The 25802-nt window shown below is 38.7% G+C and carries 19 protein-coding genes, 4 tRNA genes and 1 pseudogene; 12 read left to right on the top strand and 12 right to left on the bottom strand.

Annotated elements, in window-relative coordinates; genetic code table 11:
* Positions 1–47: 47 nt before the first annotated feature.
* From HH219_RS14630 to HH219_RS14615, 4 genes are all read right to left on the bottom strand, one after another.
* A tRNA-Thr gene (locus HH219_RS14630) sits at positions 48–123 on the bottom strand.
* 60 nt (positions 124–183) lie between these two features.
* A tRNA-Phe gene (locus HH219_RS14625) sits at positions 184–259 on the bottom strand.
* 47 nt (positions 260–306) lie between these two features.
* Positions 307–382 (bottom strand) — tRNA-Thr (locus HH219_RS14620).
* A gap of 70 nt (positions 383–452) precedes the next feature.
* Positions 453–528: transfer RNA gene (locus HH219_RS14615), tRNA-Phe, on the bottom strand.
* Between the two features lie 357 nt (positions 529–885).
* Between HH219_RS14615 and HH219_RS14610 the strand changes: the two genes are divergently transcribed.
* Complete coding sequence (locus HH219_RS14610) at positions 886–3663, top strand: hybrid sensor histidine kinase/response regulator (RefSeq protein WP_169327882.1); 2778 nt, start codon at positions 886–888, stop codon at positions 3661–3663.
* A 55-nt stretch (positions 3664–3718) separates the two neighbouring features.
* On the opposite strand, the gene HH219_RS14605 is transcribed toward HH219_RS14610, so the two are convergent.
* Together HH219_RS14605 and mutY are read right to left on the bottom strand one after the other, a co-directional pair.
* On the bottom strand, positions 3719–3991 hold the full coding sequence (locus HH219_RS14605) for an oxidative damage protection protein (RefSeq protein WP_054205430.1): 273 nt from the start codon (positions 3989–3991) through the stop codon (positions 3719–3721).
* Positions 3992–4022: 31 nt separating this feature from the next.
* Positions 4023–5093 (bottom strand): A/G-specific adenine glycosylase, encoded by a 1071-nt coding sequence (gene mutY / locus HH219_RS14600; RefSeq protein WP_054453215.1) that lies wholly within the window; start codon positions 5091–5093, stop codon positions 4023–4025.
* A 164-nt stretch (positions 5094–5257) separates the two neighbouring features.
* Between mutY and trmB the strand changes: the two genes are divergently transcribed.
* The 5 genes from trmB (at position 5258) to arcA (ending at position 10172) form a co-directional block, all read left to right on the top strand.
* On the top strand, positions 5258–5983 hold the full coding sequence (gene trmB / locus HH219_RS14595) for a tRNA (guanosine(46)-N7)-methyltransferase TrmB (protein WP_054205428.1): 726 nt from the start codon (positions 5258–5260) through the stop codon (positions 5981–5983).
* Between the two features lie 28 nt (positions 5984–6011).
* Positions 6012–7037: a 16S rRNA (guanine(1207)-N(2))-methyltransferase RsmC gene (gene rsmC, locus HH219_RS14590; protein WP_169327881.1), complete on the top strand. Its 1026-nt coding sequence runs from the start codon at positions 6012–6014 to the stop codon at positions 7035–7037.
* A 164-nt stretch (positions 7038–7201) separates the two neighbouring features.
* Entirely contained in the window at positions 7202–8827 is a 1626-nt protein-coding gene (locus HH219_RS14585; protein ID WP_054205426.1) for an ATP-binding protein, read from the top strand.
* Complete coding sequence (locus tag HH219_RS14580; protein WP_054205425.1) at positions 8824–9348, top strand: YfiR family protein; 525 nt, start codon at positions 8824–8826, stop codon at positions 9346–9348. The genes HH219_RS14585 and HH219_RS14580 overlap by 4 nt, the downstream gene beginning before the upstream one ends.
* A gap of 107 nt (positions 9349–9455) precedes the next feature.
* A complete protein-coding gene (gene arcA, locus HH219_RS14575) occupies positions 9456–10172 on the top strand; it encodes a two-component system response regulator ArcA (RefSeq protein WP_054205424.1) in 717 nt (238 codons plus the stop codon).
* A gap of 26 nt (positions 10173–10198) precedes the next feature.
* On the opposite strand, the gene arcB is transcribed toward arcA, so the two are convergent.
* Complete coding sequence (arcB, locus tag HH219_RS14570) at positions 10199–12523, bottom strand: aerobic respiration two-component sensor histidine kinase ArcB (RefSeq protein ID WP_169327880.1); 2325 nt, start codon at positions 12521–12523, stop codon at positions 10199–10201.
* A 206-nt stretch (positions 12524–12729) separates the two neighbouring features.
* Between arcB and folE2 the strand changes: the two genes are divergently transcribed.
* The 4 genes from folE2 (at position 12730) to HH219_RS14550 (ending at position 16114) form a co-directional block, all read left to right on the top strand.
* Positions 12730–13650, top strand: a complete 921-nt coding sequence (gene folE2, locus HH219_RS14565; RefSeq protein ID WP_054205422.1) for a GTP cyclohydrolase FolE2 — start codon at positions 12730–12732, stop codon at positions 13648–13650.
* 103 nt (positions 13651–13753) lie between these two features.
* The gene (locus HH219_RS14560; protein ID WP_054205421.1) at positions 13754–14347 is read left to right on the top strand and encodes a DUF2726 domain-containing protein; all 594 of its coding nucleotides are present in this window, start codon (positions 13754–13756) and stop codon (positions 14345–14347) included.
* Between the two features lie 110 nt (positions 14348–14457).
* Positions 14458–15165, top strand: a complete 708-nt coding sequence (gene mtnN, locus HH219_RS14555; protein ID WP_054205420.1) for a 5'-methylthioadenosine/S-adenosylhomocysteine nucleosidase — start codon at positions 14458–14460, stop codon at positions 15163–15165.
* A gap of 1 nt (position 15166) precedes the next feature.
* Positions 15167–16114, top strand: a complete 948-nt coding sequence (locus tag HH219_RS14550) for a cobalamin biosynthesis protein (protein WP_169327879.1) — start codon at positions 15167–15169, stop codon at positions 16112–16114.
* Between the two features lie 49 nt (positions 16115–16163).
* On the opposite strand, the gene tyrS is transcribed toward HH219_RS14550, so the two are convergent.
* On the bottom strand, positions 16164–17363 hold the full coding sequence (gene tyrS / locus HH219_RS14545) for a tyrosine--tRNA ligase (RefSeq protein WP_169327878.1): 1200 nt from the start codon (positions 17361–17363) through the stop codon (positions 16164–16166).
* A 150-nt stretch (positions 17364–17513) separates the two neighbouring features.
* On the opposite strand from tyrS, the gene HH219_RS14540 reads away from it, so the two are divergent.
* Entirely contained in the window at positions 17514–18827 is a 1314-nt protein-coding gene (locus HH219_RS14540) for a peptidoglycan DD-metalloendopeptidase family protein (protein ID WP_169327877.1), read from the top strand.
* A 733-nt stretch (positions 18828–19560) separates the two neighbouring features.
* On the top strand, positions 19561–21108 hold the full coding sequence (locus HH219_RS14535) for a S9 family peptidase (protein ID WP_249118530.1): 1548 nt from the start codon (positions 19561–19563) through the stop codon (positions 21106–21108).
* A 102-nt stretch (positions 21109–21210) separates the two neighbouring features.
* Here HH219_RS14535 and HH219_RS14530 read toward each other — a convergent pair.
* The 4 genes and pseudogenes from HH219_RS14530 to oadA all read right to left on the bottom strand — a co-directional run bounded on the left by HH219_RS14530 (position 21211) and on the right by oadA (position 25802).
* Positions 21211–21935: pseudogene (locus tag HH219_RS14530) on the bottom strand (transposase).
* Between the two features lie 305 nt (positions 21936–22240).
* On the bottom strand, positions 22241–22417 hold the full coding sequence (locus tag HH219_RS14525) for a hypothetical protein (protein ID WP_169327875.1): 177 nt from the start codon (positions 22415–22417) through the stop codon (positions 22241–22243).
* 466 nt (positions 22418–22883) lie between these two features.
* A complete protein-coding gene (locus HH219_RS14520; RefSeq protein ID WP_169327874.1) occupies positions 22884–24014 on the bottom strand; it encodes a sodium ion-translocating decarboxylase subunit beta in 1131 nt (376 codons plus the stop codon).
* Positions 24015–24026: 12 nt separating this feature from the next.
* Positions 24027–25802: a sodium-extruding oxaloacetate decarboxylase subunit alpha gene (gene oadA / locus HH219_RS14515; RefSeq protein WP_169327873.1), complete on the bottom strand. Its 1776-nt coding sequence runs from the start codon at positions 25800–25802 to the stop codon at positions 24027–24029.

Below are 25802 nucleotides of genomic sequence, written 5' to 3'. Positions count from 1 at the left end.
ACTTAAACAGTGCTAGTTAAATGTTTAAAACACTTAATCTAAATAAATGGTGCCGACTAACCGAGTCGAACGGTTGACCTACTGATTACAAGTCAGTTGCTCTACCAGCTGAGCTAAGTCGGCACACTAAACTGTGTGCTAAGGCACTTTATCAATTTTAAATGATTGATAACTTTTAATAAATGGTGCCTCGACGCGGAATCGAACCACGGACACGAGGATTTTCAATCCTCTGCTCTACCGACTGAGCTATCGAGGCACTTAAACAGTGCTAGTTAAATGTTTAAAACACTTAATCTAAATAAATGGTGCCGACTAACCGAGTCGAACGGTTGACCTACTGATTACAAGTCAGTTGCTCTACCAGCTGAGCTAAGTCGGCACACAAAACTGTGTGCTAAGGCACGCATAATAATGTTTAATCAATTGATTTAAACACTATTACTAAATAATGGTGCCCAGACGCGGAATCGAACCACGGACACGAGGATTTTCAATCCTCTGCTCTACCGACTGAGCTATCTGGGCAATTTCAGTTTTAATAGAAAACCATAAAGGATTTTCAATACATTCCCACTTAACTCTACTGACTGAGCTATCTGGGCGTGCGGCGTATTAAACTGGTTTTGCCCTTTTAAGTCAACTTTTTTTTTATTCTTTATAGTTGCTTGCACGGTTTTTCAACAAACTGTTTAATAAATGCAATAAACGCTGCTTTTTAAGACAACCAATTTAGCATTTCACTCAAGCTCTATAGTAATTTAATCTCTTTATGTATAACAAGACTAAAAACGTAGTGAATTATTCCGAGTAAATGATAGGATTGATTTAAGTACACAAGCAGCTGTTTAGATTGCGGTTGATAATAGACAAGTTGGATAATAAATGCAGAGTAAATTTTCTTCTCCTGTGAAAGGCTTATTGCCTCTTTTTTTAATAATAAACCTAGCGGTAACAGCACTCGCGGTTGTTGCTTATTCATTTTACCCAAGCCAGCAATTCGATATTAAAGCAACTAAAGATACGCCAAGCTTAATTGTATTGGCCGAGCAATTGAATGCACCTTTAGTTGATGCCCTGACCAGACCCGGGCAAGATAATGTAAAGCAGTTACTTGATTTAAGCTCTATCCTTAATAAAGAGTTTGATTATTACCTCTATCGATATTCACCAACTCAACCACTACAGCTAGTCTTTGCTAGTAATAAGGACAAGATTGAACCAATCAAGCTTCAACAGCATAAAGTTCAACAAGGGATCCTTCATCACCTGCTAAGCTTAAATGATCAGCCTGTTGGAGAATTAATTATAAGACAAAAAATCAGCTCGCCCTCTCTTTTACCACAACACTCAATTGAGTTGGCTATAGCTTTAGCCATAGCTGCTTTTATTTGTCTATTTTTGTTAGCTTTATTTTTCAATGTGTATATCAATACACGGATCCGTAAAAGCAGTGATTTACTTGCTAATGAGTTAGAGGGCATTACCAAATCAGGTAACTATAAAAGTAGTGTAAATGAGCAGCTTGATCTAGGCCTTAATATTGTGGCTAAAAATATCAACCACCTACTTGAGCAAGTGCAAAACGCAATAAATAATAATGACGTCGCACAGCAAGATTTACATAAGCTACAAAGTAGCCTAGAAACTGAGGTTCATAACCGTACTTTAGCCCTTGAAAAAGCGAGTCAAAGAGCTGAACAAGCCAGTGAAGCAAAAACCACGTTTTTAGCGACTATGAGCCACGAAATACGCACACCAATGAATGGTGTTATTGGTACAATTGATTTACTACGCCAAACAGAGCTCGATGGCGCACAACATCGTCTAAGTACAATAATACGTGAATCTGCATTTTCTTTATTAGGTATTCTTGATGACATCCTCGACTTCTCAAAAATTGAAGCCGGAAAATTAAATATCGACCCAATCCCATTTTCAGTATCCGATACTATTGAAGAAGTGGCTCGTGTTTTATCATCAATTGCCAAAAAACGTCAATTAGAGCTAGAGCTCGCTATTGCCCCTGATATTCCAATTAACCTAATTGGTGACACAGTGCGTGTTCGCCAAGTACTTTATAATTTATGTAGTAATGCAATTAAGTTTACCAGTACCGATGATAAACGCTTAGGACATGTGCGTATTGCCGTAGAGGTAGCACAAAATACAGCCGACCACTTTACTCTACGCTTTAGTGTTAGCGACAATGGTAAAGGCATGAATCAAGCGCAACTGCGTGAAATATTTAATCCCTTCATTCAAGCTGAGGGGTCTATTACTCGCGAATATGGCGGCACGGGTTTAGGCTTATCTATCTGTAAAAGTTTAACTGAATTAATGTTGGGATCTATTGAGGTTACCAGTGATATAGGTATCGGTAGTGATTTTGTTGTTGAGCTACCATTTAGCACTGAGAACACCATAAAGTATGCCCACAAAAACACACTAAAAGACCACCGCGTAGTACTTGTTACTGACCACCCGACTCGACAGCAAACACTTAATCGTTACCTATCCTTTATGGGCGCTAAAACAATCGTCACACAAAGTCCACAACAGATAGAGGAACATCAAGATAGTCACGGGGTGATTTGGGTACTTGATGGTATAGACTCAATGGACGATATAAATTACCTGTTACGCCGATTACTTTATACGCTAGAGGATAATAACCAACAAGTGGTTGTGCTAAGCAAGTTAGACGAAGCTGCAATAAACCATAAAAACATTTTTTACCTAAATGCTGCGCCTTTATGTAAATCAAACTTTATGATGTCTCTGCTAGTTGCTGCTGGTTTACACACGCCTAGACAAGTAAAGCCAGTTAAAACACTAAATAATTATTTGAATGTTGAACAAGCCAGAGAAGAAAATAAACTCGTATTGCTTGTTGAAGACAATATTTTAAATCAACAGGTATTAACCGATCAGTTGCATTTACTTGGTTATGGGGTTGAAGTCGCTGATAATGGTGAGCAAGGTTTAAAAATGTGGCAAACAGGTCGTTACCCACTTATTTTAACTGATTTGCATATGCCAAAAATGTCTGGTTACGACATGGTAGAAAAAATACGTGATGAAGCCGCTCTTTTAGAAGATATAAACGCTCAGCCTTATGTTATTGCGGTAACTGCAAATGCATTAAAAGGCGAGAAAGAGCGCTGTTTAAATGCCGGTATTAATGATTTTATAACAAAACCCATTGAGCTCAACACTCTTGAAGCAACACTTGAGCAATGGAGTGTAAAAAGCAAACAAGGGCCATTGCCAGACGCTATAAGCAAACCTGTTACACCGATTAATATGGATGTACTTGCTAAATATATTAATAACGATGAGGCAAAACAAATTCGTTTTTTCAAAATGTATTTAGAGCAAAGCCATATATTAACAAAAGATATCAATACGGCCATTATGACAAATGACTTTGAAAGCATTGTTGAGGCATGCCATCAGCTAAAGTCTATATCTAAAACTATTGGCGCTGAAAAAATTGCAGAGTTAGCTGAAGAGTTTGAAAGCCATGCTAAAGAACAAGATTTAACCAGTGATCAACTAATTGAGCAACGCGATAACCTAGAAATTGAATACTCGAAAGTGGCAATGTTTCTAAAAGAACAAGTGCGAAATGCCGAAAAACAAGATGACCTCAACGAATGAGTTAATTGAGTTAAATAAAAAGGGCTAAATTAGCCCTTTTTATTTGCTTTGAAAACTATTTTTCTGGTGGACGATAACCTTCAATTTCCACATCTTTATCTTCAAATAAAAAGCCAACCATTTGCTCTTCTAAAAAAGTACGATGCTCAGGATCCATCATATTTAAATGTTTTTCGTTAATCAGCATTGTTTGCTTATGTTGCCATTGTGCAAATGCTTCTTTTGAAATGTTATTAAAAATCTTTTCACCAAGCTCACCTGGGTAAAGCTGAAAACCAAGCCCTTCGGCTTCTTTTTGTAATTTTTGACAAAATACAGTGCGTGCCATGATTGCTCTCTTGTGCTCTGTTAAAACGATATTAGCTAGTGTAAACCATTGCGCTGATTTGTTTAACTAGCTTTTTAGTTGGAGCCGCTAAACCGACCTCGATTGATTCATCAAGTGGGTACCATACTAATTGCCGTTCATTTACCACATCGGGTACTTTATGCAAAATAAGTACATGCGGGTTAATGGTTAATTCAAAGTGCGAAAATACATGAGTAAACGGCTCAACGGCCTCGGTTACCACATCAAGCCCTTGCTGGGCTAAAAAAGTATCTAACTGAGATTTTTGCTCGAATTCAAAAAAACTAAATAAACCGCCCCAAATTCCGGAACTAGGTCTTTTTTCCATTAAGACTTTATCATCACATTGAATAATTAATTGATGACATGCTTTCTTAGGCACTGCCTTTTTTGGTTTAGAATGCGGAAATTGTTTCACCTGCTCCGTTTTATATGCTCCACAACGCGATCGCAACGGGCAAGGCTCGCAATCAAACTTACTACGAGAGCAAAGGCTAGCGCCTAAGTCCATCATTGCTTGGTTGAACTGCGTTACTTGCTTTTCCGGGGTTAACTGCTCTGATAGTTGCCAGAGTTGATTTTCAACTTTCTTTACCCCGTACCAACCTTCAATCATAAAAAACCGAGCAAGCACACGCTTTACATTACCATCTAAAATTGGGTGATGCTGACCAAGTGACAGCGATAAAACCGCCCCAGCGGTCGAGCGCCCTATTCCGGGCAAGGCAACAACTTCATCTAACGTTGTTGGGAACTCACCATTGTATTGATCTCGTACTATTTTTGCCGTTTTATGCAAGTTACGCGCTCGGGCGTAATAGCCCAATCCCGTCCAGTGATGCAATACTTGATCTTCATCTGCATTTGCTAAAGCAATAATATCAGGGAAACTTTGCATAAACTTTTCAAAATAAGGAATAACAGTAACGACTTGGGTTTGTTGTAGCATCACCTCAGACACCCAGACTTTATAAGGTGTTTTATTTAATTGCCAAGGCAAGGTTTTACGCCCATAAAGATGATACCAATCGACTACTTGCTGTGAAAACCAGCTTGTTTCACTGTTGTTTAACTTCAAAATAACTACTTTTTTATACCCGCCCCTTAATGGCGCTCAGTCTATTGCAGTGAGTTAAAATATCAAGTTATAAACATGCGCAAAAGATAAGGCCTTGTGATCAACGCCGTGGTCAGGGATAATATGCCACCATTTTAAGACATGTTGTTTTCATCAGGCCAAAATATATGAGTGATTCAAGTAACGATAACCTTGAGCAAGCGAAGCAAGAAGGTAGATATATTCGTACAATTCGCAGCTTTGTTAAACGCGAAGGTCGTTTGACTAAAGGACAAGCTGCGGCAATTGAAAAATGCTGGCCAACTATGGGGCTTGAGCATCAACAGGGTATGCTTGATTTAGCCCAAGTATTTGGCAATGACAACGATGTTGTTTTAGAAATCGGTTTTGGTATGGGTAAGTCATTGGTCGAAATGGCCAAAAGCGCACCGCACCTTAATTTTATCGGTATTGAAGTACACCGCCCAGGTGTTGGTGCATGTTTGATGGATGCTGATGAAGCAGGCATCACTAATTTACGTATTTTTGAACATGACGCTGTTGAAGTATTTGCTGATTGTATTGCACAAGGCAGCATTACCACAGTGCAATTATTCTTTCCGGATCCATGGCATAAAAAACGCCATCACAAACGCCGTATCGTACAACCAGCATTTGTTGAAAGCCTGCGCAGTAAATTAAAAATTGGCGGTGTTTTTCACATGGCAACTGACTGGGAAAACTACGCTGAGCACATGCTCGAAGTAATGCAAACTGCTGAACACTTTAAAAACCAGTCAGAAACTAACGATTACGTACCACGACCTGATTTACGTCCTTTGACGAAATTTGAGCAACGCGGTCATCGTTTAGGCCATGGCGTTTGGGATTTAATGTTCGAACGCATTAGTTAAATCAATTAATTTTAAGGCAAAGCCATTTATGAGCGCATTAACCAACCCAAGTTCACTTTTACTACGCAATAGCGCAAACCTAACGGCGGACTCTATTTTAGTGGTTAATTTTGTACAAGATGGCTTTTTGTCACAGCTACAGCAGTTAAATCCAAACAGCAAGATTACAGCCTTTAGCTACAATCATGCTAATGGTGAGTTTGCTAAAAACATCAATGATATTGATGTGTGTGTTAGCCATGAAATAGTAAGTAAACATTTTGACTTAGTTATCTATTACTACCCAAAAGCAAAACCAGAAGCCTTGATGACACTTGATAATATACGCGCTGTTATTAACCCTGATGCCGAATTATTGGTTGTTGGCGAGAATAAAAGCGGCGTAAAATCGATTGAAAAGCAATTTAGTTGCCACTGCGAGTATAGTAATAAAATTGATAGCGCTCGTCATTGTGCCTTGTATTTATTTTCAGACATAAAAACGTTAGCTGAATTTGCAATAACTCGTTATCACAAACAGTTTAGTGTTGATGTTGCGGGGATTAGTTTCAATGCAATCAGTATTCCAGGCGTATTTAATCATGGTGAGCTTGATGGTGGTACAAAAATACTGTTAGAGAATGCACCGACTATTAAATCTGGTAATGTACTCGACTTTGGTTGTGGTGCAGGCCTTATTGCTACCTTTTTAGGTCTAAAAAACCCAGCATTGAATTTTACCTGTACAGATGTAAGCGCCCTTGCCGCTTATGCAACTACGCAAACGTTGGCATTAAATGCGGTAAACGGCAAAGCTTTACTTAGTGATGGTTTAGCTAATGTGACTGGGAAGTTTGAGCTTATTATTTCAAACCCACCATTTCATACCGGTATCGCGACTGACTATAATGTAGCCGAACAATTTTTAAGTGGGGCTAAGCAACACTTAACTAAACAAGGTAAACTAACGATTGTTGCTAACTGCTTTTTGAAATACCCGCCTATTCTAGAAACTCAATTCGGCACTTATCAAACCGTGCATAAAACGAATAAATTTTCAGTTTATAGCAGTTAATTACCAGGCTTCCCCACATTCAGGTCAGGCTTCAATGAAGCTGCTAAATAATAAAAAATGGCAGCTTTTTAACAATTTTTTTATATTTTTAGTCTCTTTGCTAGGTTTTTGCTAAACTTACGGCTACTTAAACAAAAAAACAATATTCAGGCTTCATTCCGACAATGCCTAAACCGATACCACAAACAAGTATACGTAAAGCTCTGATCAGCGCAGTAATGTTTGTTACAGCTTTGTGCTTATCCCTATCGATTTCAATTTCGACTTACCTTGATGTCAAAGAGCAAAAGCTATTAATTATCAATAAACTGAATATTCTTGCTGAAATCACAGCATTTAACGCTCAAGTAACGGTATTATTTGAAGATAGGAAAACCGAAGAACAACGACTTAAGTCATTTGAAAGTATTCCATTAGTTAAAAACATCCACATTTATGCTATTGATGAGATATCTAATAAAGCCGTTTTTTTCACCAGTTTCAATGCTAAAAAAACCCCTCCAGTACCAATACGCGTTGATAACATTGAAGAGTTAAAAGAACCAAAAATAACTGAAAACTATATAGAATTAATAAAACCAATCATGTACGAAAATGAAGTTAAAGGATACGTTTATATACGTGGTGGTTTAGAGCGTCTTAATGCCTACATAAATAAAAAGATCATTGTTGATCTCATTCTGACCTTATTCGTTTTAGTGCTGGTTTACTTTGTCGCCAAGCGGATACAAAAACGAATTGTTGATCCAATCGATCAAGTAACCCTTTTACTACAAGATGTGTCAAAAAATCATAACTATAGTGCTCGTGCACCAAAGACTAACATTACCGAGATAAATATTTTATCGAGTAGTTTGAATATTATGCTGACCCGTACACAAAACCAAATTGAACGGCACAAGAACGATAAACAAGAAATAAAGCAACTAAACCAAAGCTTAGAAGAAAAAGTTAATCAACGTACCATTGCACTGCGTGAAGCAAATCAAGAGCTATTAGATACCCTTGAGAGAATGCATCAATATCAAAATCAAATTGTCGAAAGCGAGAAAATGGCGTCTCTTGGTCAAATGGTTGCAGGGGTTGCTCACGAAGTAAATACACCAATTGGTTTAGGGATCACGGGTTCAACTTTGTTACGCGATAAATTAGCTGAGATCAGTGCCGGATTTGATCAGAAAAAACTTACGTCAAATCAACTCAAGCGCTTTATTGACGATGGTTTAGAAAACCTAGATTTAATTTATAGAAACCTCAATAGAGCTGCGGAGCTTATTTCAAGCTTTAAAAAAGTTGCCGTTAGTCAAGATGGGGAATTAAATGCTTTAGTTAATATAAGTGAGTTAATTTCTGATGTATTACTCTCTATGCGTACTGACTTAAAGTCAAAAGACCCTAAAATAACAACTCATTGCCCATCCACCTTAGTAATGGAAACTAAAGCTGGGCCATTGCAGCAAGTGATACAGCAGCTATTGAGTAATTCATTGATTCATGGCTTTAAAGATAGCATCGATAATGAAATTGAGCTCACTGTCGAGCGCAACGAAAGTAGTTTAATCATTCATTATACCGATAATGGTATTGGCGTAGATAAATCAATTAAGAAACGTATTTTTGACCCATTTGTAACCACTAAACGCGGAGAAGGTGGCAGCGGTCTAGGTATGCATTTAGTTTACAACTTAGTAACGCAAGCCTTGGGGGGGAGTGTTTATTTTGATGAACAAAACCAAGATGGCACCCGTTTCATCATCACCTTGCCATTAAAAGAGGCAACTAAAAGATGATTGCTCGGGTTGTTTTGTTAACTATTTTGGCGTTTACTCCCTTTTTATTGCAAGCAAAATCACCTGAGCAAGTAAAGTCTGCTTTCCTATATCAGCTAACAAAGTTTATAGAATTCCCTCGAAACGATGAAAATAGACAAATAACTTTTTGTTTTTATGATATTGAGCAAGGCATAGGCGCGATATTAAAGGGTAATTCGACACTGAAAATTAAAGATGTCCCCATTGCCGTCGTCTTAATTAATAAAAACCAACATATTTCTGAACTTTCTCGCTTTTGCGATATCACATACATTGATGAAACATTAGAAGATGATATAATCCCTCTTTGGATCGATGCTACTTCCTTAGACACCTTAACAGTTGGTGAAAGCATCAATTTTTTAGATAAAGGTGGTGTTGCCTCCTTGGTCCAAGAAGGGAATAAAATCCGACTGTATATCAATAAGCAACAGCTATTGCGTAGTAATTTTAAAGTGCAATCTCGAATATTAGCTGTTTCTAAATTTCATCCAAATTGATTTTACTTGTTAACAAATGGATATACTCCTATAATCTCTGTATTCGGTTTTATAATACAATACCGAATTAATTGTAAATAAAATATTCCGAAAAAGGTTAATTAATAATGCAAACGCCAGTCATTCTGATTGTAGAGGATGAAGACGTAACTCGACTAAACCTCGTTAGTTTATTTGAAGCTGAAGGTTACAAAGTTATTGAAGCCATTGATGGCGATGACATGCATGACAAGCTTACAAATAATGATGATGTTAATCTTGTAGTTATGGACATCAACCTGCCAGGCAAAAACGGGCTGATTTTAGCACGTGAATTACGTCAAAAGCGTAACGTAGGTCTTATTTTCCTAACCGGTCGTGATAATGATGTTGACCGTATTTTAGGCCTTGAAATTGGTGCAGACGACTATATAACTAAGCCGTTTAATCCTCGTGAGTTAACTATTCGTGCTCGTAATTTGATTTCTCGTACTGCACTTGGTGGTGAAGAATCAAACCTTGAAACAAATGGTGTAATCACGTTCAATGGTTGGGAGCTTGATGAGAACAGCCGTTGTTTAACATCGCCTGACGGTGATGCTAAACGTTTACCTAAAGGTGAATACAGAGCACTACGCTTAATGCTAGATTCTCCAGGTCGTATATTTAGCCGTGAACAGCTAATAAAACATATGACTGGTCGTGAATTACGTGCAAATGACCGTACTGTTGATGTGACAATTCGTCGCATTAGAAAACACTTTGAAAGCGACAACAGCACATCTGAACTAATCAGCACCATTCATGGTGAAGGTTATCGCTTCATTGGTAAGATTGATAGTTAATATCAATCTTACCAAAACCCACAGCATTAACGTTCCAATTGCTGTAAGAATGAATGAAGGGCAATTTGCCCTTCATTTATTTTATCTGCTAAAACAGTTAGCCAGATATGTAAAACTTCTTCATCTTCCTCTATAGCGCCATGTTCCATTACTTTCGCATGTAACTGTACGTCATTTAAACCAACTGAGCCTGCGGCCCCTTTAAGCTTATGCGCAACAGACTTATACTCGTCACGATCACCATTAGCTAAAGAGGTCGCAAGTTCTTGTTGATATTGCGGGTTAAGCTTTTCAAATAAACTGCTACTACGCTTAAAAACTACTATGCCCATAGAGTTAACAAAGTCTTCTATTGTTTCAACATCGAGTAAATCAGTATTGATATGTGCTCCTGCCTCTTTACTTACTGTTAAGCGAGTTTCGTCGCACTGCTGGATTTGCTTTATATCAAACAATTCAGCCAACATTTTATCAAGCTTCGTGGTATTAATCGGCTTAGCTAAAGCACCTTGAATTGATATACCTTCAAGTTCTTCTTCAGCACTACGTACATTGGCCGTAAGAACAACAATCGGTAACTTATCAAAATAGTCATCTTCACGGATCTGTCTTGCAACCTCATCACCGTTAATGTCTGGTAGTTGCATATCAAGCAGTACTAAATCTAAATCATCTTCTGTCGCTACAAATGATAAAGCATCTTCCCCAGTTTCAGCCCAAATAACCTCATGACCACGTTGTTCAAGCAAATTGGTCGCAATTTCGGCATTCAATGGGACATCTTCAACGAGTAAGATATTCAAACTGCGACCCGCATAACTTTGTTCTGTGGGCGCGATGCACAATGACAGCGGTATCTCAACTACAAAGCAACTTCCCTCATCTTCAGTACTGCTAACATGGATCTCGCCTTGCATTGCACTGACTAAAGCTTTTGTTACCGCTAAGCCAATCCCTGAACCAATAGCATTAGTCCCTTTTAAATCCGGTGCTTTATAGTACATATCAAAAATTCGATGCAACTGCTCTTGTGGTATTCCCTGCCCTGTATCTGTAATACTCATAACCAACCATGGGCCGCATGCTCTATTTTCTCTACGACATTCAAGCTGTACTTGACCTTGTTTAGTAAACTTAACGGCGTTATTTATAAGGTTCCATACCACTTGACGTAAACGTGTGGGGTCAAGCTTTGCATATACATCCAACATACCTTTTCGTTGAATTTCAAACTCCAAACCTTTTTGTTCAGCTATTAATCCTGCAAAATTTACCACATCATTAATAAAGTCAGATACATTAATTGAGTCGGTAACAATATCAAGTTGTTCACGGTCAATTTTATCTAGATCAATAATGTCATTAAAAATATTGCCGAGTGTTTCTGCACTAGAAAATACCGTGTTACACCAGCTGCGCTGCTGTTTATCAAGCTCAGTATCAAGCAGCATTCGTGTTAAACCAACAATACCATTGAGTGGGGTTCGCAATTCATGGCTCAAAGTGGCAATAAATTTCCCTTTGTCTTTATAGGCAGTTTCAAGTGCTTGCGCTGCCTCTTTACGGCTAGTGATATCACGTCCAAATGCCAATAGCCCAATATATTCACCATCATCATTGATAAACGGTAATTTGCGCATTTCAAACCAACGCTTTTCACTCCCTACTGGATATTCCACATCAAGCGTTAAGGCGGTATGAGTTTCTTCGACTTTATTATCGGTGATTAATACTTCAGGTAAAAAATGGGTTGGGTAAATTTCTTCTGCGGTTTTACCAATTAGTTCAAGACTTGATTTACCCATTACTTGTTCAAACATTTTATTACACCCAGCAAAAACGCCATTATTATCTCGGTAATAAAACAAATCAGGAGAGGAGTCGACAATAGATCGTAATAACATACCTTGTTGCGCGAGCTCTTGTTGTGTCTTTTTACGCTCTGCAATTTCGTGTCTGAGCTCTTCGATTGCACGATGCTTGGCATGAAAAGCCATTTTCCGCTCATCTATCTCAATATTCAAGCGACTAATATTATCTTTTAGCGTTTGATTTAAAAGCTTTTCTTGTTTAGTTGCCGTGTCTAAATAAGCATAGGATGCATCTAGCTGACGTATAGAGTTAATCAGCACGCTTATAATAATAGGAGAAACCACCGCAGTAAAAAAAACCACGGCAAATATATCAACTAACATTACCTCGCCAACAGCGACATAATAAAACATGCAAGATAAAATCAACGACACCACTATTAATAACGCATAGCAAATTGCTGCGGTTTTAAGTTCACCGAATCGGGTAATGGAACTGGAAAGTATTCGAGCCCAGGGACTCAAAGAAGAATCGATCATATATAAATCTGTCTCTTGGCTATGCGTTTAAACTTGGCAAACTTCGTAGCTATCAAAAATAACTAACATCTACGCATATTTTAGCATTTTTACATTAGCAATTTTCATGTTCCGCGACGAAAACAGAAAATTTTCATCTACCACGTATTTTTAAATTATTTCGTGTAAAATACTGCGCTTTACAATTGCCAACAACGAGACTTGCAATGCAAACCAACATGCCCGATATAGCAGATACGGCTCCCGCCTTACAAACTGGTAAATTAGACTGGGTTGGTATGGCCGATATTGAACTGCCGTTTATTTTTGAATCTCGGGGTCTTGCGCCTGTAAACGTTAATGCAAAAGCTCGCGCCTTTGTTAATCTTCACAAAGAAGATGCAAAAGGCATTCATATGTCGCGATTGTTTTTAGCATTAGATACCTTATCTACCGAACAACATGTTAACCCTAGTACCCTATCACAAGCTTTGGATACTTTTATTTCAAGCCATGAAGGGTTAAGTGATCAAGCAAAAATTGAATTTAAATTTGAGCTTCCACTGCGCAGAAAGTCACTATTAAGCGGTAAAGCTGGCTGGAAAAGCTACCCTATCACTCTAGAGGCAAAAATTGACCGCGGGCAACTTAGCTTTGAACTAAGCCTTGATGTAACTTATTCGTCAACATGCCCATGCTCAGCGGCACTAGCGCGCCAACTTATTCAAAATGCCTTTGTGGAAAAATTTAACCAACAACCACTTAATCACGAAGAAGTAATTAATTGGCTTGGTAGTACAGATGGCATAATCGCAACGCCGCACTCACAACGCTCTATTGCTAACGTCAAAATTAAGTTAGATCGTAATATTACTGAATTTGATATTTTAAGCCTGGTAGATACACTCGAAAATGAGCTTAAAACCCCTGTTCAGGCTGCGGTTAAACGTGAAGATGAGCAAGAGTTTGCTCGCTTAAACGGTCAAAACCTGATGTTTTGCGAAGATGCGGCACGGAAAATAAAAGCCGTACTAGAAAGTGAACAATACGCTGATTACTGGTTACAAATAAATCATTACGAGTCACTGCATGCCCATGATGCTGTTGCAATTGCAGTTAAAGGCGTTGCCAATGGTTATCAACCTTAATATAAACCATACCCGTTTAATATAAATACGTAACACCACAACACTTAGGCACACAAATTGCTTTGTAATTTACAGTGTCAATTTGTTGTTGTGGAGTTACCGTATGGAATTCGCTTTATTATCAATTTTAGTTTTAGTCGTAGGGGCATCTGTTGTTGCGTCAAAGTTTACCGATGATGGCGGAAACCCTTACCCTTTCACCCGTAAAGAAAGTGTATTTACGCAAGTTGAAAGTGCCTTTTTAAATCTTTTAGAACGTGCTGTTGGCGATCAATACAAGATTGTTAGCCGCGTTAAATTAATTGATATCATTGATTGCAAACATGGCTTATCGCCTAAAGCAAAACGTGCAGCTATTGCTAAAGCAAAGAACAAACAACTGGATTACGTATTAATCGATAAAGAAAAAATGACTATCGTTGCCGCTGTTGACTTAGTTAACAATGCAAATAAAGATGGCCACAAAGCGCAGCGCGATTGGTTTGTAAATGGTGCATTAGAGGCCGCTGGTATCCCGCATATTCGTATGAAAGTAAAATCGGGTTATCGCCCAAGCGAAGTACGAGACGCCATTATGTTTAAATTAGGCAAACCTGCTGCACCGAGTATTCGCCCAAGCCGAAATAGAGTGACCAAACCAGCAGTGTTATCTCCTTCGCAAGCAAAAGCCCATTCGACTGCACTAGCTGAAATATAGCAGCATCTGTAAAAACAAAATGCGAGTTTAGGCTCGCATTTTTTGTTTGTTTTACCCTACTCCCATTTTTGCAGTATAATCTAGCCATCTAATTCGAGGAATTTTAAATTATGAATGTTGGTATTATTGGCGCAATGGAGCCAGAAGTTAAAATTTTGCGTGAAGCGATGCAAAATCCACAAATTCTAACTAAAGCAGGTTTTACTTTTTATACTGGTGAGCTAGCAGGTAACACTGTTACTCTAGTCCAATCAGGTATTGGTAAAGTAGCGTCAAGTATTGCAACAACACTGTTAATTGATAACTTTAAACCTGATTGCGTGATCAATACGGGTTCTGCTGGTGGTTTTGATCCGTCATTAAGCGTGGGTGATGTTGTTATTTCTTCTGAAGTTCGTCATCACGATGTTGATGTAACCGCATTTGGTTACGAAATTGGCCAAGTGCCACAAATGCCAGCGGGTTTTGCCGCGCATCCTAAGCTAATTGACGCTGCGCAACAAAGTATTGAAAGCATTAGTGACGTTAAAACGTTGATTGGCTTAATTTGCACAGGCGATTCATTTATGTGTGACCCTGTACGTATTGATAAAGCCCGCGCTGACTTTCCTACAATGCTTGCCGTAGAAATGGAAGGCGCAGCTATTGCGCAGGCCTGCTTTACACTTGAAACACCATTTGTTGTGATCCGCTCAATGTCTGACATTGCAGGCAAAGAGTCACCACAATCATTTGAAGAATATCTAGAAACCGCTTCAATTAACTCATCAAAAATGGTGCTCGCGTTACTAGAGAAGTTAACTGCGGTAACTCTATAACGTGTTACCCAATTTAGTTCAGCAACATTTGGACTTTATTGTATTTATATTAGCGCTCCTGAGTGAGCGCTTTTTACCTCTGGTCAGTTGGTATCACCCCAATACATTTTTAACAGCCGTTTTTACTGCGCTTGGTAAACGTGTTTATCGTGAACGTGAACCAAAAAGCTACCTATATTTATCATCTTCCCTGTGTTTTATATTAACGCTTTTAGTGATCATGACATTGGTCGTTCTACTCATTGAATTTGCTTATTATCCTGAACTATTAGCCGGTTTAATACTTTACTTAAGTTTAGAATGGCGAAGTATAGAAACTAAAGCATTGCGTATCGCACGTTTAGTTAAGCAAAACCAAAAAGCAACTGCCCGAGAGTTATTAAAACCACTACTTGCCCGCCAAGTAAATGCGTTATCAAGCGCTGGTATTTGTAAAGCTGCCATGGAGATGTTGATATTAAGAGTCGCGCGTCATTATTTTAGCGTTATCTTTATTTACCTGCTATTTGGACCAATGGCTGCATTGTCTTATCGTTTACTCACTTTGATGCACCAAGCTTGGCGTAAAAACACTTTGCCAAACAGCCCTTTTTTAAAGCCTCTCGCTTGGCTTTTGTATATTATTGAGTGGCTGCCCACCCGATTATTGGCTTTGACAATTGCAGCCAGTAAAGCCAGCAAGCTGAGCATTCATTATATAAAACATTATGGTAGACACTTCTATCAAACTAATAGTGGTTGGTTATTAAGCTGTTGTTCTGCATCGGTCGGCGTGCAATTAGGCGGGCCTGCGATTTATCAAGGCACTCGTTTTGATAAAATGCGCATAGGCACCGAGCGCTTACCTCAAGCAGCCGATATTCCGATACTTTTGAACCGGCTCAATCAAGCTCGAGTTTTTTGGTTATTGCTTATTTTTGGCATTGAGATAATTAAAACAATTATATAAAAAAACCAGCCGAAGCTGGTTTTCAAACTGAATTTTCATTCTTTAGCTGTTAAGCACAGGTAATATTTGCAAACTTGCGTTTACCTACTTGATAAATAGCCGTACTGCCTTTTTTAATTTCAAGCTTAGTATCAGTGACTTTTTCTTCGCCATTGATTTTAACCGCGCCTTGTTTAATCATACGCATCGCTTCAGAAGTACTCGCAACTAGCCCAGCTTCTTTAAGTAAGTTAGTAATAAATACTGTATCTTCGTCAATTGTTACTGTCATATCTGGGATATCGTCTGGTAACGCATTTTTCTGAAAACGTTTAATGAAGTCATCATGAGCGCCTGTAGCCGCTTCATCGCTATGAAAACGCGCAATCATTTCTTTTGCTAAATCAATTTTAATATCGCGCGGGTTAGTACCTTGTGCAACTTTATCTTTAAGGTCAGCAATTTCATCAATTGACAAGCTACTTAGCAAATCATAATAACGCCACATTAATTCATCGCTAATTGACATGATTTTGCCAAACATGTCGTTAGGCGCATCAGTGATACCAATATAATTGCCTAATGACTTAGACATTTTTTGCACACCGTCAGTGCCTTCTAACAACGGCATCATCAATACAGTTTGTGGTTTTTGGCCTTCGTCTTTTTGTAATTCACGACCCATTAGCAAGTTAAAACGTTGATCGGTACCGCCAAGCTCAACATCAGCTTCAAGAGCCACAGAATCCCAACCTTGCACCAACGGATACAAAAACTCATGAATCGCTATTGATTGACCGCCAGCATAACGCTTTTTAAAGTCATCACGCTCAAGCATACGAGCAACCGTTTGACGAGCAGCTAATTTTATCATGCCTGCAGCGCCTAAATTTTCCATCCAGCTAGAGTTAAAAGCAACGGTGGTTTTAGCTGGATCAAGAATTTTAAATACTTGCTCTTTATATGTTTCAGCATTTGCTAATACATCTTCACGGGTAAGTGGTTTACGGGTAATATTTTTCCCCGTTGGATCACCAATCATACCGGTAAAGTCACCAATTAAGAAAATCACTTCGTGACCTAAGTCTTGGAATGTTTTCATTTTATTAATTAACACGGTATGACCTAAGTGTAAATCAGGGGCTGTTGGATCAAAACCCGCCTTGATCTTAAGCTTTTTACCCGATTTTAGCTTTTCAACTAATTCGTCTTCAATTAATATTTCTTCTGCACCGCGTTTTATCTCTGCAAGAGCGGTTTGTAAATCCACTGTGTATTACTCCAAAAAATTCAGTCTATGCGTTGATTCTAGCGTAAATCTGCCCCAGTTTAAATCTACAAAACACTGGTATTAACGCTTTATTAAGTATATCCTGCAATATTAGTGATTAATTATCTTGACAGCAGAAAAAGGCACCTTATGGTTCACGTTGTGCACAAAATCCCAAAAAAACACAAGTTGCTTATTTTAGGTTTAGTTTCTGCTATTGCTGCCCTAACACTTATTCCTTCAGAGAAAGCCACCGCTTCTAAAGACAATAACGCAGATGCACTTGAAATCGGAAAGCGTTATGAGTTACAAGTTAAAGTTGATGACATTGAGCAATTAACTGAATTAAATTCGCAAGAAGACGCAGCAAAGCTACCCGAATATGACCTAATCGATTTTAAAGTAAAGAACGGTGACAATTTAGCACTGATTTTTAAACGCGCAGGTTTTAACGCACAAACCGTTCATAAACTTCTGAACACCAATGCTGAAACCCGTAAGCTAACTAAAATTCATCCTGGCGAAATACTCAGTTTTGCCACAACTGAAGATGGCTCGTTAGCGCAGTTACGTTACGTAATTTCAAAAACAGACACTCTATTCGTTACCTTAAATGACGAGGGTAACTACGATACATCTATTGATAGTAAAGAAATAGAGACTTTAACCGCTTCAACGGGCGGTGAAATCACCAATAGCTTTTGGACTTCAGGTATTGCTGCAGGCTTAAGCGAACGCCAAATTATGAACTTTGCTGATATTTTTGGTTGGGACGTGGATTTTGCCAATGATATCCGTAAAGGCGATCAGTTCGGCTTAATTTACGAATCTCATTATGTTGATGGTGAATTTATTGGTACGGGTAAAATTATTGCCGCTGAGTTTATTAACCAAGGCCAACGTTATGCGGCTATTCGCCACAGCGATGATACTTTTTATACGCCTGAAGGGCGTAGTATGAAAAAAGCTTTTTTGCGTGCACCGGTTAACTTTAAATATATAAGCTCAAGCTTTAACCCACGCCGTTTACACCCTGTCACTAAGACTGTAAAACCACATAACGGTATTGATTATGCAGCACGTACTGGCACGCCAGTTGTATCATCTGGCAATGGTAAGGTAATTAAGTCAGGTTACAGTAAGTATAATGGTAACTATGTATTTATTAGCCACGGCACACAGTACGTAACTAAGTACTTACACTTAAATAAACGTGCTGTTAAAACTGGTCAAAAAGTTAAACAGGGCCAAAAAATTGGTACTGTAGGCGCAACTGGCCGCGTAACAGGCGCTCACTTACACTATGAGTTTTTAGTTAACGGCGTTCACCGTAACCCTAAAACAGTTAAGCTACCAAAATCTGAACCACTGCCACGCGCGGAACTTGCTAAGTTCAAGCCAATCGCAGATAACTTTTTAGCGCAGTTAGAGCGCAACAGAGAGCTACAAGTAGCGCTTAAGTAGTACATATAAAAAACCGCTACTATCAATGATAGTAGCGGTTTTAGTACTTATATTTAAAAAGCTTATATCTTCTTGAATTTTTCTTTTATTGTATATTAATCCCTGATTTACTAACCAATGAAGTAACTTGATTACTACGACCTGATGCATTCGATTTATTTAATCGTCGTACATGGCTGATTATTTGCATTTTACTGACATCAATGAACTGCCCATTCTTACATTTCTTATTTGCTAGTCTTATGGCATGCTTTCATTCTAGACCATAGCCTATATTAAAATAAATGACTTCCAACTATAAAAAAGGTACAGTTAAGAATAAAAACTTATAATAACAAGGAGATGTATGTTAAACCGCCCCTTAACCTTAATCACATTTTTTTTTCTGATATCCTTATTACCCAAAGCAGCTTATGCAAATATAGGGAAGCCACTCCCAATAAGCACTTATGGGAACCTTCCATATGTCAGTCAAGTTACACTCTCCCCTAGTGGAAAAAACCTTGCGATGCTAGAAAACTCTAAAGGGTCATTATTTTTAATAATAATTAACTTGGACACAGGTAAAAGTACGCAGGTTTTACACGCAGACAACGTTACGACCATATTAAATTGGCACTCTTGGGTAAATGATGATGTCTTAGTTTTTAGTGCTGGCATAACGTCAACACAAAGAACGATCAAGTATACTGAAACTAGGCTCTTTAAATATGATTTAACTAATAATCAAAAAATGAGTCTTGTTGTTAAACCTCGCTTTAGCAGAGGTGAAAGAACTGCACAGTTTCAAGATAATATTATTAGCTTTTTACCCGAAAAAGAAAATAAAATATTAATGGCTATTGATTATGACAATGCTAACTATCCTTCGGTTTATGAAGTTGATGTTCGGACAGGTAATAAGCGCCGCGTTAAAAAGTTTAAGAGTTATATAAAAGACTGGATTGCTGATCAACAAGGTCAAATAAGAATTGGTTACGGCCTTAATGGAACTAGGATATTTTATCGTTTATATAATAGCAATGGGAAAATAGAACGTGATTTGTGGTCTTACAACGTATTTGAAAGAAATGTTGTTCATATACTCGGTTTTGATAAAGATCCAAATATTATATACATTACAGCACTTCATAATGACCGTTATGCTGTATTTAAAGTTGACCTATTAGACGAGAACTTAAAAAGAGAGCTTGTATTGGCTGATGAAAAATATGATGTCGATGGTTCTCTTATTTACTCCCCCAAAACAGGTGCTGTAGTTGGCTTAAACCATAAAGGCACCAATGACAACAAAACCTATTGGGACGACGAATATATAGCATTAAAAAAAGGCTTAAACAAAGTACTTCCTAATGCACATAATACTATAATCGCTATGTCTCGTGATTTAACTAAATATGTATTGTATTCAAGTTCACTGACAACTGCTGGGGATTACTATGTTGGCAACAGAAAAGAAAAAATAATTGATTACCTCGCTAGTCGTTACCCTGCAATAAACGCAACTAATTACGCCACAAAAAAACTCATTACCTATCAAGCTCGCGATGGTTTAAAGATTGAAGGTTACCTCACGAAACCCATAGGAAGTAAACAAGATAGTCACCTTCCTGCAATAATTTTACCTCATGGTGGTCCAATGTCTCGTGATTATGCAGACTTTGATTACTGGGCTGAATTATTTGCTAACCGAGGTTATATTGTTTTTCAACCAAACTTTAGAGGCTCATCAGGCTATGGCTATAACTTTGAAATGGCTGCTATAAAGGGGTGGGGGAAATCGATGCAAGATGATTTAGAAGATGCTGCTCATTGGTTAAACAAGCAAAACATTGTTGACGAAAATAAAGTGTGTATTGCAGGAGCGAGCTACGGTGGCTATGCCGCGCTAATGGCCGCTATAAAACATAGCGACACATTTAAATGTGCAGCAAGCTTTGCTGGAGTTTCTGATATTGAGCTGATTATCTCAAAAGCGCGTTTATTTACTAATGAAGAGGTTGTTAAGAAACAATTTGGTACTGATAGCGAGGAACTTAAAGCCGCCTCTCCTGTTAATTTTGCCAAAAAGATCAACATACCCATTCTACTTATTCATGGTACAGATGACAAAGTTGTTCCTGTGGCACATAGCCGTGATATGGCTGCTGCACTAGAGGATTTTAATAAAGATGTTAGGTATGTGGAGATCGATGGGGCTAACCATCACTTAAGTGTACAAAAACATCGAATTCAAACTTTAGAAGAAATGATAACTTTTTTTAATAAGTACTTAAAGTAGCTAATCGTAACGATTAGCTACTTATATTCATAAGAAGAAGGCAATGGGTTGTATCTTTTGCCTTGTACCGAGGGCGTTCAAGATTCTGTGTCAGCTTAAAAATTAAATATCGAGCACGCTGTCTAAACGCCCTTCAAAGTAAATCGCTAACGGGGATAAACAAAGGCTCCAATTCTGAATGGGTATTGTCCATTTCTCACTCGCGTTTAATATGCCAGCATAAAGCAACTTCAACAAGCTATTTTCATTTGGAAAAGCGCCTTTTGTTTTAGTCAGTTTTCTAAACTGACGATGGACTGCTTCCACCGCATTCGTCGTGTATATGACCCTACGTATAGGCTCAGGGTACTTGAAGTAGGCTGATAAATTATGCCATTTATTGCGCCATGAGTTAATCACTAGCGGATAAGTTTATCGGTCACAGCACTGATAGTGCCTGTAGCGACGTTCATGCCGTACATATCTTCAATGTGCTTATTAATATCACGATAGTTCATTCCCATACTGAACATAGCGAGGGTTTTTGAGTCTATTTCATCATTCAATGTCGTTTGGTTTTTCTTGACGAGTTCGGGCTCAAAACTCCCATTGCGGTCTCTAGGAGTGTCTAGCTCAAAATTGCCAACAGGTGACTTAATGGTCTTCGTGCTAAAGCCATTTTTACGAATAGGTGCCTGCTCATTAGCAAGGTGATGTTCAAGCTCAGCCTGGAGCGCTGACTCGGTTAATTGTTTGATAAGTGATGTAAGTACACCATCTTTACCGTTTAGCTTTTTACCTGATTGAAGGGCTTTTACAGCCTCTTCGAAATTGAATTGATTGGTCATGTGTCATTCCTGTTTTTATCAGTTTAATCAAATGACACAGATTTTTGAACACTCCCTAAATATCGCAGATAAAAGTTACTGCCGCAAAGGTTTGTAGATCTTGAACAAGAGTAACATCATATTAGACAAAGGGTTTTGAGTATTCTAAATAGTTACGGCTCATATCTCGCGCATTTTAGTCCGCAAGTCTATACCGTTAATAGTATTTTTTCGTTGGGTTTCTTAGTGCTCAACCCAACCTACGCAGCCCACTCTAACACCGAGCTTATCACTTACAACTTAAGGCTATCGCTCCTAGCTACGCTCTACCTCACCAACATATAAATCAATTGCACCACCAATGAAATCATCACCAGTGGCCAAATATATTTTGCATATTTAGTGGCGCCATCGAGGCCCATTTTCGACTGATACTTTTCAAGTAATGGCACTAGAATCATGAGTGCGACAAACAGTGAAATTAAAATCACGAAGATATTCATAGCATTCCTTATTTATTCAATATCTATCGAGTATACCTAGGGTCTGTTTATCTTTCGAGGTTAAATTTGCAGCTGCGCGTTTGGTTTTTAGGCAAGGCAGAGCCTATGTAGTGTGGTTATCCCCCATAAATAGGCGATAACGCGGCATAAATGCCAAACACGCGCTCCCCGAAGGGTTTTGCCTAGGGGCGATTAACTCTTTGTTGCCTACACGGATGTAGGTAAAGGGCGTGAGCAGGACGCGGAAGCTTTGCTCGATTTTTACTTATTATCACATGGATGTGAGTAAGTAGAATAACGCAGGAGCAGTTATCGAGCCCACTAGGTTACAAATCTCGCGCCGCGATTAAATCGCCCCTAGTTTGAGCAAATTTCAACCCTGAAAGGTCAACAGACCCTAAGGGCAAAAAAAAAGCGCAGTCTACACTGCGCCAGTCGGTTGGAAGTAAATCTTATTTAGTTATTGTTAGCCTACCAATGCTAACAAAATACCAGCAGCGACTGCACTGCCTAATACACCCGCTACATTGGGGCCCATAGCATGCATTAACAAGAAGTTATGTGGGTTATTTTCAAGGCCAACCTTATTTACAACCCGCGCAGCCATAGGGACTGCTGATACTCCTGCGGCGCCTATAAGTGGATTAATTGGCGATTTAGAAAACTTGTTCATTCCTTTTGCCATAAATACACCCGATGCAGTACCGATAGAGAATGCTAAGGCACCTAAAACTAAAATACCTATTGTTTCTATGGTTAAAAATTTATCGGCCGCTAACTTAGAGCCAACAGCTAAACCGAGGAAAATCGTTGTAATATTAATAATCTCGTTTTGAGCACTGTTACTTAAACGATCTACCACACCTGATTCACGCATTAAGTTACCTAAGCAGAACATACCAACTAATGGTGTTGCCGCTGGTAAAAATAAGATGGTTAAGCTTAATACCATTAGAGGGAAAATAATTTTTTCCTTTTTCGATACTGTACGAAGCTGTGGCATCTTAATTTGACGCTCTTCTGGTGTTGTTAGTGCGCGCATGATTGGTGGCTGAATAATTGGCACCAACGCCATATATGAATAAGCCGCAACCGCGATTGCACCAAGTAAATCAGGAGCAAGCTTTGAGGCTAAGAAAATTGCCGTAGGGCCATCTGCGCCACCTATAATTGCGATTGCCGATGCATCCTGCAAAGTAAATTCGAATCCTGGTACATAGTTTAATAAGATAGCACCGAATAATGTCGCGAAAATACCAAACTGAGCCGCCGCACCAAGCAATAACATACGTGGGTTAGCAATCAAGGCGCTAAAGTCAGTGAGCGCACCAACGCCCATGAATATTAATAACGGAAATACACCTGTATCAATACCAATGTGATAAACGTAATATAATAATCCGCCGGGGTCTGATAAACCCGCTAAAGGAATATTTGTTAATATTGCGCCAAAGCCAATAGGTAATAATAGTAATGGTTCAAAATTACGTGTAATTGCGAGATACAATAACAAGCACCCCACCGCAATCATAATCAATGCCGGAAATGTAAAGTTCGCAATACCTGTGGCATGCCAGAGATTCAATAATGCTTCCATCCTACTTTACTCCTAGGCTAATGAAATCATGGCATCACCCGTGACAACCGAGTCACCTTCAGAAACTAGGATCTGAGCAATTGTACCTGCATGTGTAGCGCGGATCTCTGTTTCCATTTTCATGGCTTCCATGATCATTACTACATCACCTTCGTTAACCGTTTGCCCTGCTTTAACTTTAATTTTAAAGATATTACCGGCAAGAGGTGCATTCAATGTCTCCCCTGATGCGACTGAGGCAGACTGGGGAATTAACTCACTGTCTTTTAAAGTAACTTCTTTTAGTTCACCGCCTTGAGCAACAACTACATCATAAACTTTACCATCAACTTTTACGCTGTACTGCTCAGCAGTGACTGTTTTATTATTCGTTTTAGTTGGTTTTTCTGATTGAGCCGTTGGGGCCGCAGGTATTGCTTCGAATGCATCAGGGTTGTTACGGTTTTTAATGAATTTCAAACCAATTTGTGGAAATAATGCATACGTTAGCACGTCGTCTATTTGCTCATCAGCAAGTATTAAACCTTGCTCTTGTGCTTCTTTTAATAACTCAGCTTGCAGCGTCTCAAGTTCTGGTTTTAATAAATCAGCAGGACGACAAGTAATAACGTCTGCACCATCAAGCACGCGCTCTTGCAGCTCTTTATTCATTGGCGCTGGTGTTGCTCCGTACTCACCTTTTAATACACCTGCCGTTTCTTTAGTGATTGTTTTATAACGCTCACCCGTCAGTACATTTAAAACAGCTTGTGTGCCTACAATTTGCGAGGTAGGTGTCACTAAAGGCAAGAAGCCTAAATCTTCACGAACGCGTGGTATTTCAAGCAACACTTGATCAAGTTTATCTGCTGCGCCTTGCTCTTTAAGTTGATTTTCCATGTTAGTTAACATGCCGCCAGGCACTTGCGCTAATAATATACGACCATCAACACCTTTTAAACTGCCTTCAAATGCAGCATACTTTTTACGTACATCACGGAAGTAAGCGGCAATCTCTTCGAGCTGATTCAAATCAAGTTCAGTATCGCGCTCAGTTCCTTCAACTATAGAAACAATGGTCTCTGTTGCACTGTGTCCATAAGTCATACTCATTGAGGAAATAGCGGTATCAAGCATATCGATGCCAGCATCAATCGCTTTTTGATAGGTTGCTGTACTTAAACCTGTTGTTGCATGACATTGCATTGCAATTGGTATAGAAACCGTTTCTTTTAAACCTTTAATCAACTTTTCAGCATCATATGGGTTAAGTAAACCTGCCATATCTTTGATACAAATTGAATGACAACCAAGATCTTCAAGCTGTTTTGCAAGTGTTAGCCACATCTCCAGTGTATGGACTGGGCTTACTGTGTATGAAATTGTACCTTGTGCATGGGCACCAACTTTGATTGCGGCTTTGATTGCCGTTTCTAAATTACGCACGTCATTCATTGCATCAAAAATACGAAAGACATCTACACCATTTTTATGTGCACGCTCAACAAATTTTTCTACCACATCATCAGCATAATGACGGTAACCTAAAAGATTTTGACCACGTAACAGCATTTGTTGCTTTGTATTCGGCATTGCTTTTTTAAGGGCGCGAATACGCTCCCATGGATCTTCTCCTAAATAGCGAATACACGAATCAAATGTTGCACCGCCCCATGATTCGATCGACCAATAACCTGCATCATCAAGTTTTTCAGCAATAGGTAACATGTCATCTAAACGCATACGCGTTGCTAATAATGATTGATGAGCATCACGAAGTACCAGTTCTGTTAGTTTTAATTTAGCCAT

The organism is Pseudoalteromonas sp. NEC-BIFX-2020_015 (assembly GCF_012952265.1).
In the GTDB taxonomy this organism is placed as follows: Bacteria; Pseudomonadota; Gammaproteobacteria; order Enterobacterales; family Alteromonadaceae; genus Pseudoalteromonas; species Pseudoalteromonas neustonica.
This window is presented reverse-complemented; position numbering and strand designations above follow the sequence as displayed.

What these genes read in the sequence shown, in the direction of transcription:
- HH219_RS14610 (WP_169327882.1), top strand. Translation starts at nt 886, where the DNA reads ATGCAGAGTAAATTTTCTTCTCCTGTGAAAGGCTTATTGCCTCTTTTT.
- HH219_RS14605 (WP_054205430.1), bottom strand. Translation starts at nt 3,991, where the DNA reads ATGGCACGCACTGTATTTTGTCAAAAATTACAAAAAGAAGCCGAAGGG.
- trmB (WP_054205428.1), top strand. Translation starts at nt 5,258, where the DNA reads ATGAGTGATTCAAGTAACGATAACCTTGAGCAAGCGAAGCAAGAAGGT.
- rsmC (WP_169327881.1), top strand. Translation starts at nt 6,012, where the DNA reads ATGAGCGCATTAACCAACCCAAGTTCACTTTTACTACGCAATAGCGCA.
- HH219_RS14585 (WP_054205426.1), top strand. Translation starts at nt 7,202, where the DNA reads ATGCCTAAACCGATACCACAAACAAGTATACGTAAAGCTCTGATCAGC.
- HH219_RS14580 (WP_054205425.1), top strand. Translation starts at nt 8,824, where the DNA reads ATGATTGCTCGGGTTGTTTTGTTAACTATTTTGGCGTTTACTCCCTTT.
- arcA (WP_054205424.1), top strand. Translation starts at nt 9,456, where the DNA reads ATGCAAACGCCAGTCATTCTGATTGTAGAGGATGAAGACGTAACTCGA.
- arcB (WP_169327880.1), bottom strand. Translation starts at nt 12,523, where the DNA reads ATGATCGATTCTTCTTTGAGTCCCTGGGCTCGAATACTTTCCAGTTCC.
- folE2 (WP_054205422.1), top strand. Translation starts at nt 12,730, where the DNA reads ATGCAAACCAACATGCCCGATATAGCAGATACGGCTCCCGCCTTACAA.
- HH219_RS14560 (WP_054205421.1), top strand. Translation starts at nt 13,754, where the DNA reads ATGGAATTCGCTTTATTATCAATTTTAGTTTTAGTCGTAGGGGCATCT.
- mtnN (WP_054205420.1), top strand. Translation starts at nt 14,458, where the DNA reads ATGAATGTTGGTATTATTGGCGCAATGGAGCCAGAAGTTAAAATTTTG.
- HH219_RS14540 (WP_169327877.1), top strand. Translation starts at nt 17,514, where the DNA reads ATGGTTCACGTTGTGCACAAAATCCCAAAAAAACACAAGTTGCTTATT.
- HH219_RS14535 (WP_249118530.1), top strand. Translation starts at nt 19,561, where the DNA reads ATGAGTCTTGTTGTTAAACCTCGCTTTAGCAGAGGTGAAAGAACTGCA.
- HH219_RS14525 (WP_169327875.1), bottom strand. Translation starts at nt 22,417, where the DNA reads ATGAATATCTTCGTGATTTTAATTTCACTGTTTGTCGCACTCATGATT.
- HH219_RS14520 (WP_169327874.1), bottom strand. Translation starts at nt 24,014, where the DNA reads ATGGAAGCATTATTGAATCTCTGGCATGCCACAGGTATTGCGAACTTT.
- oadA (WP_169327873.1), bottom strand. Translation starts at nt 25,802, where the DNA reads ATGGCTAAATTAAAACTAACAGAACTGGTACTTCGTGATGCTCATCAA.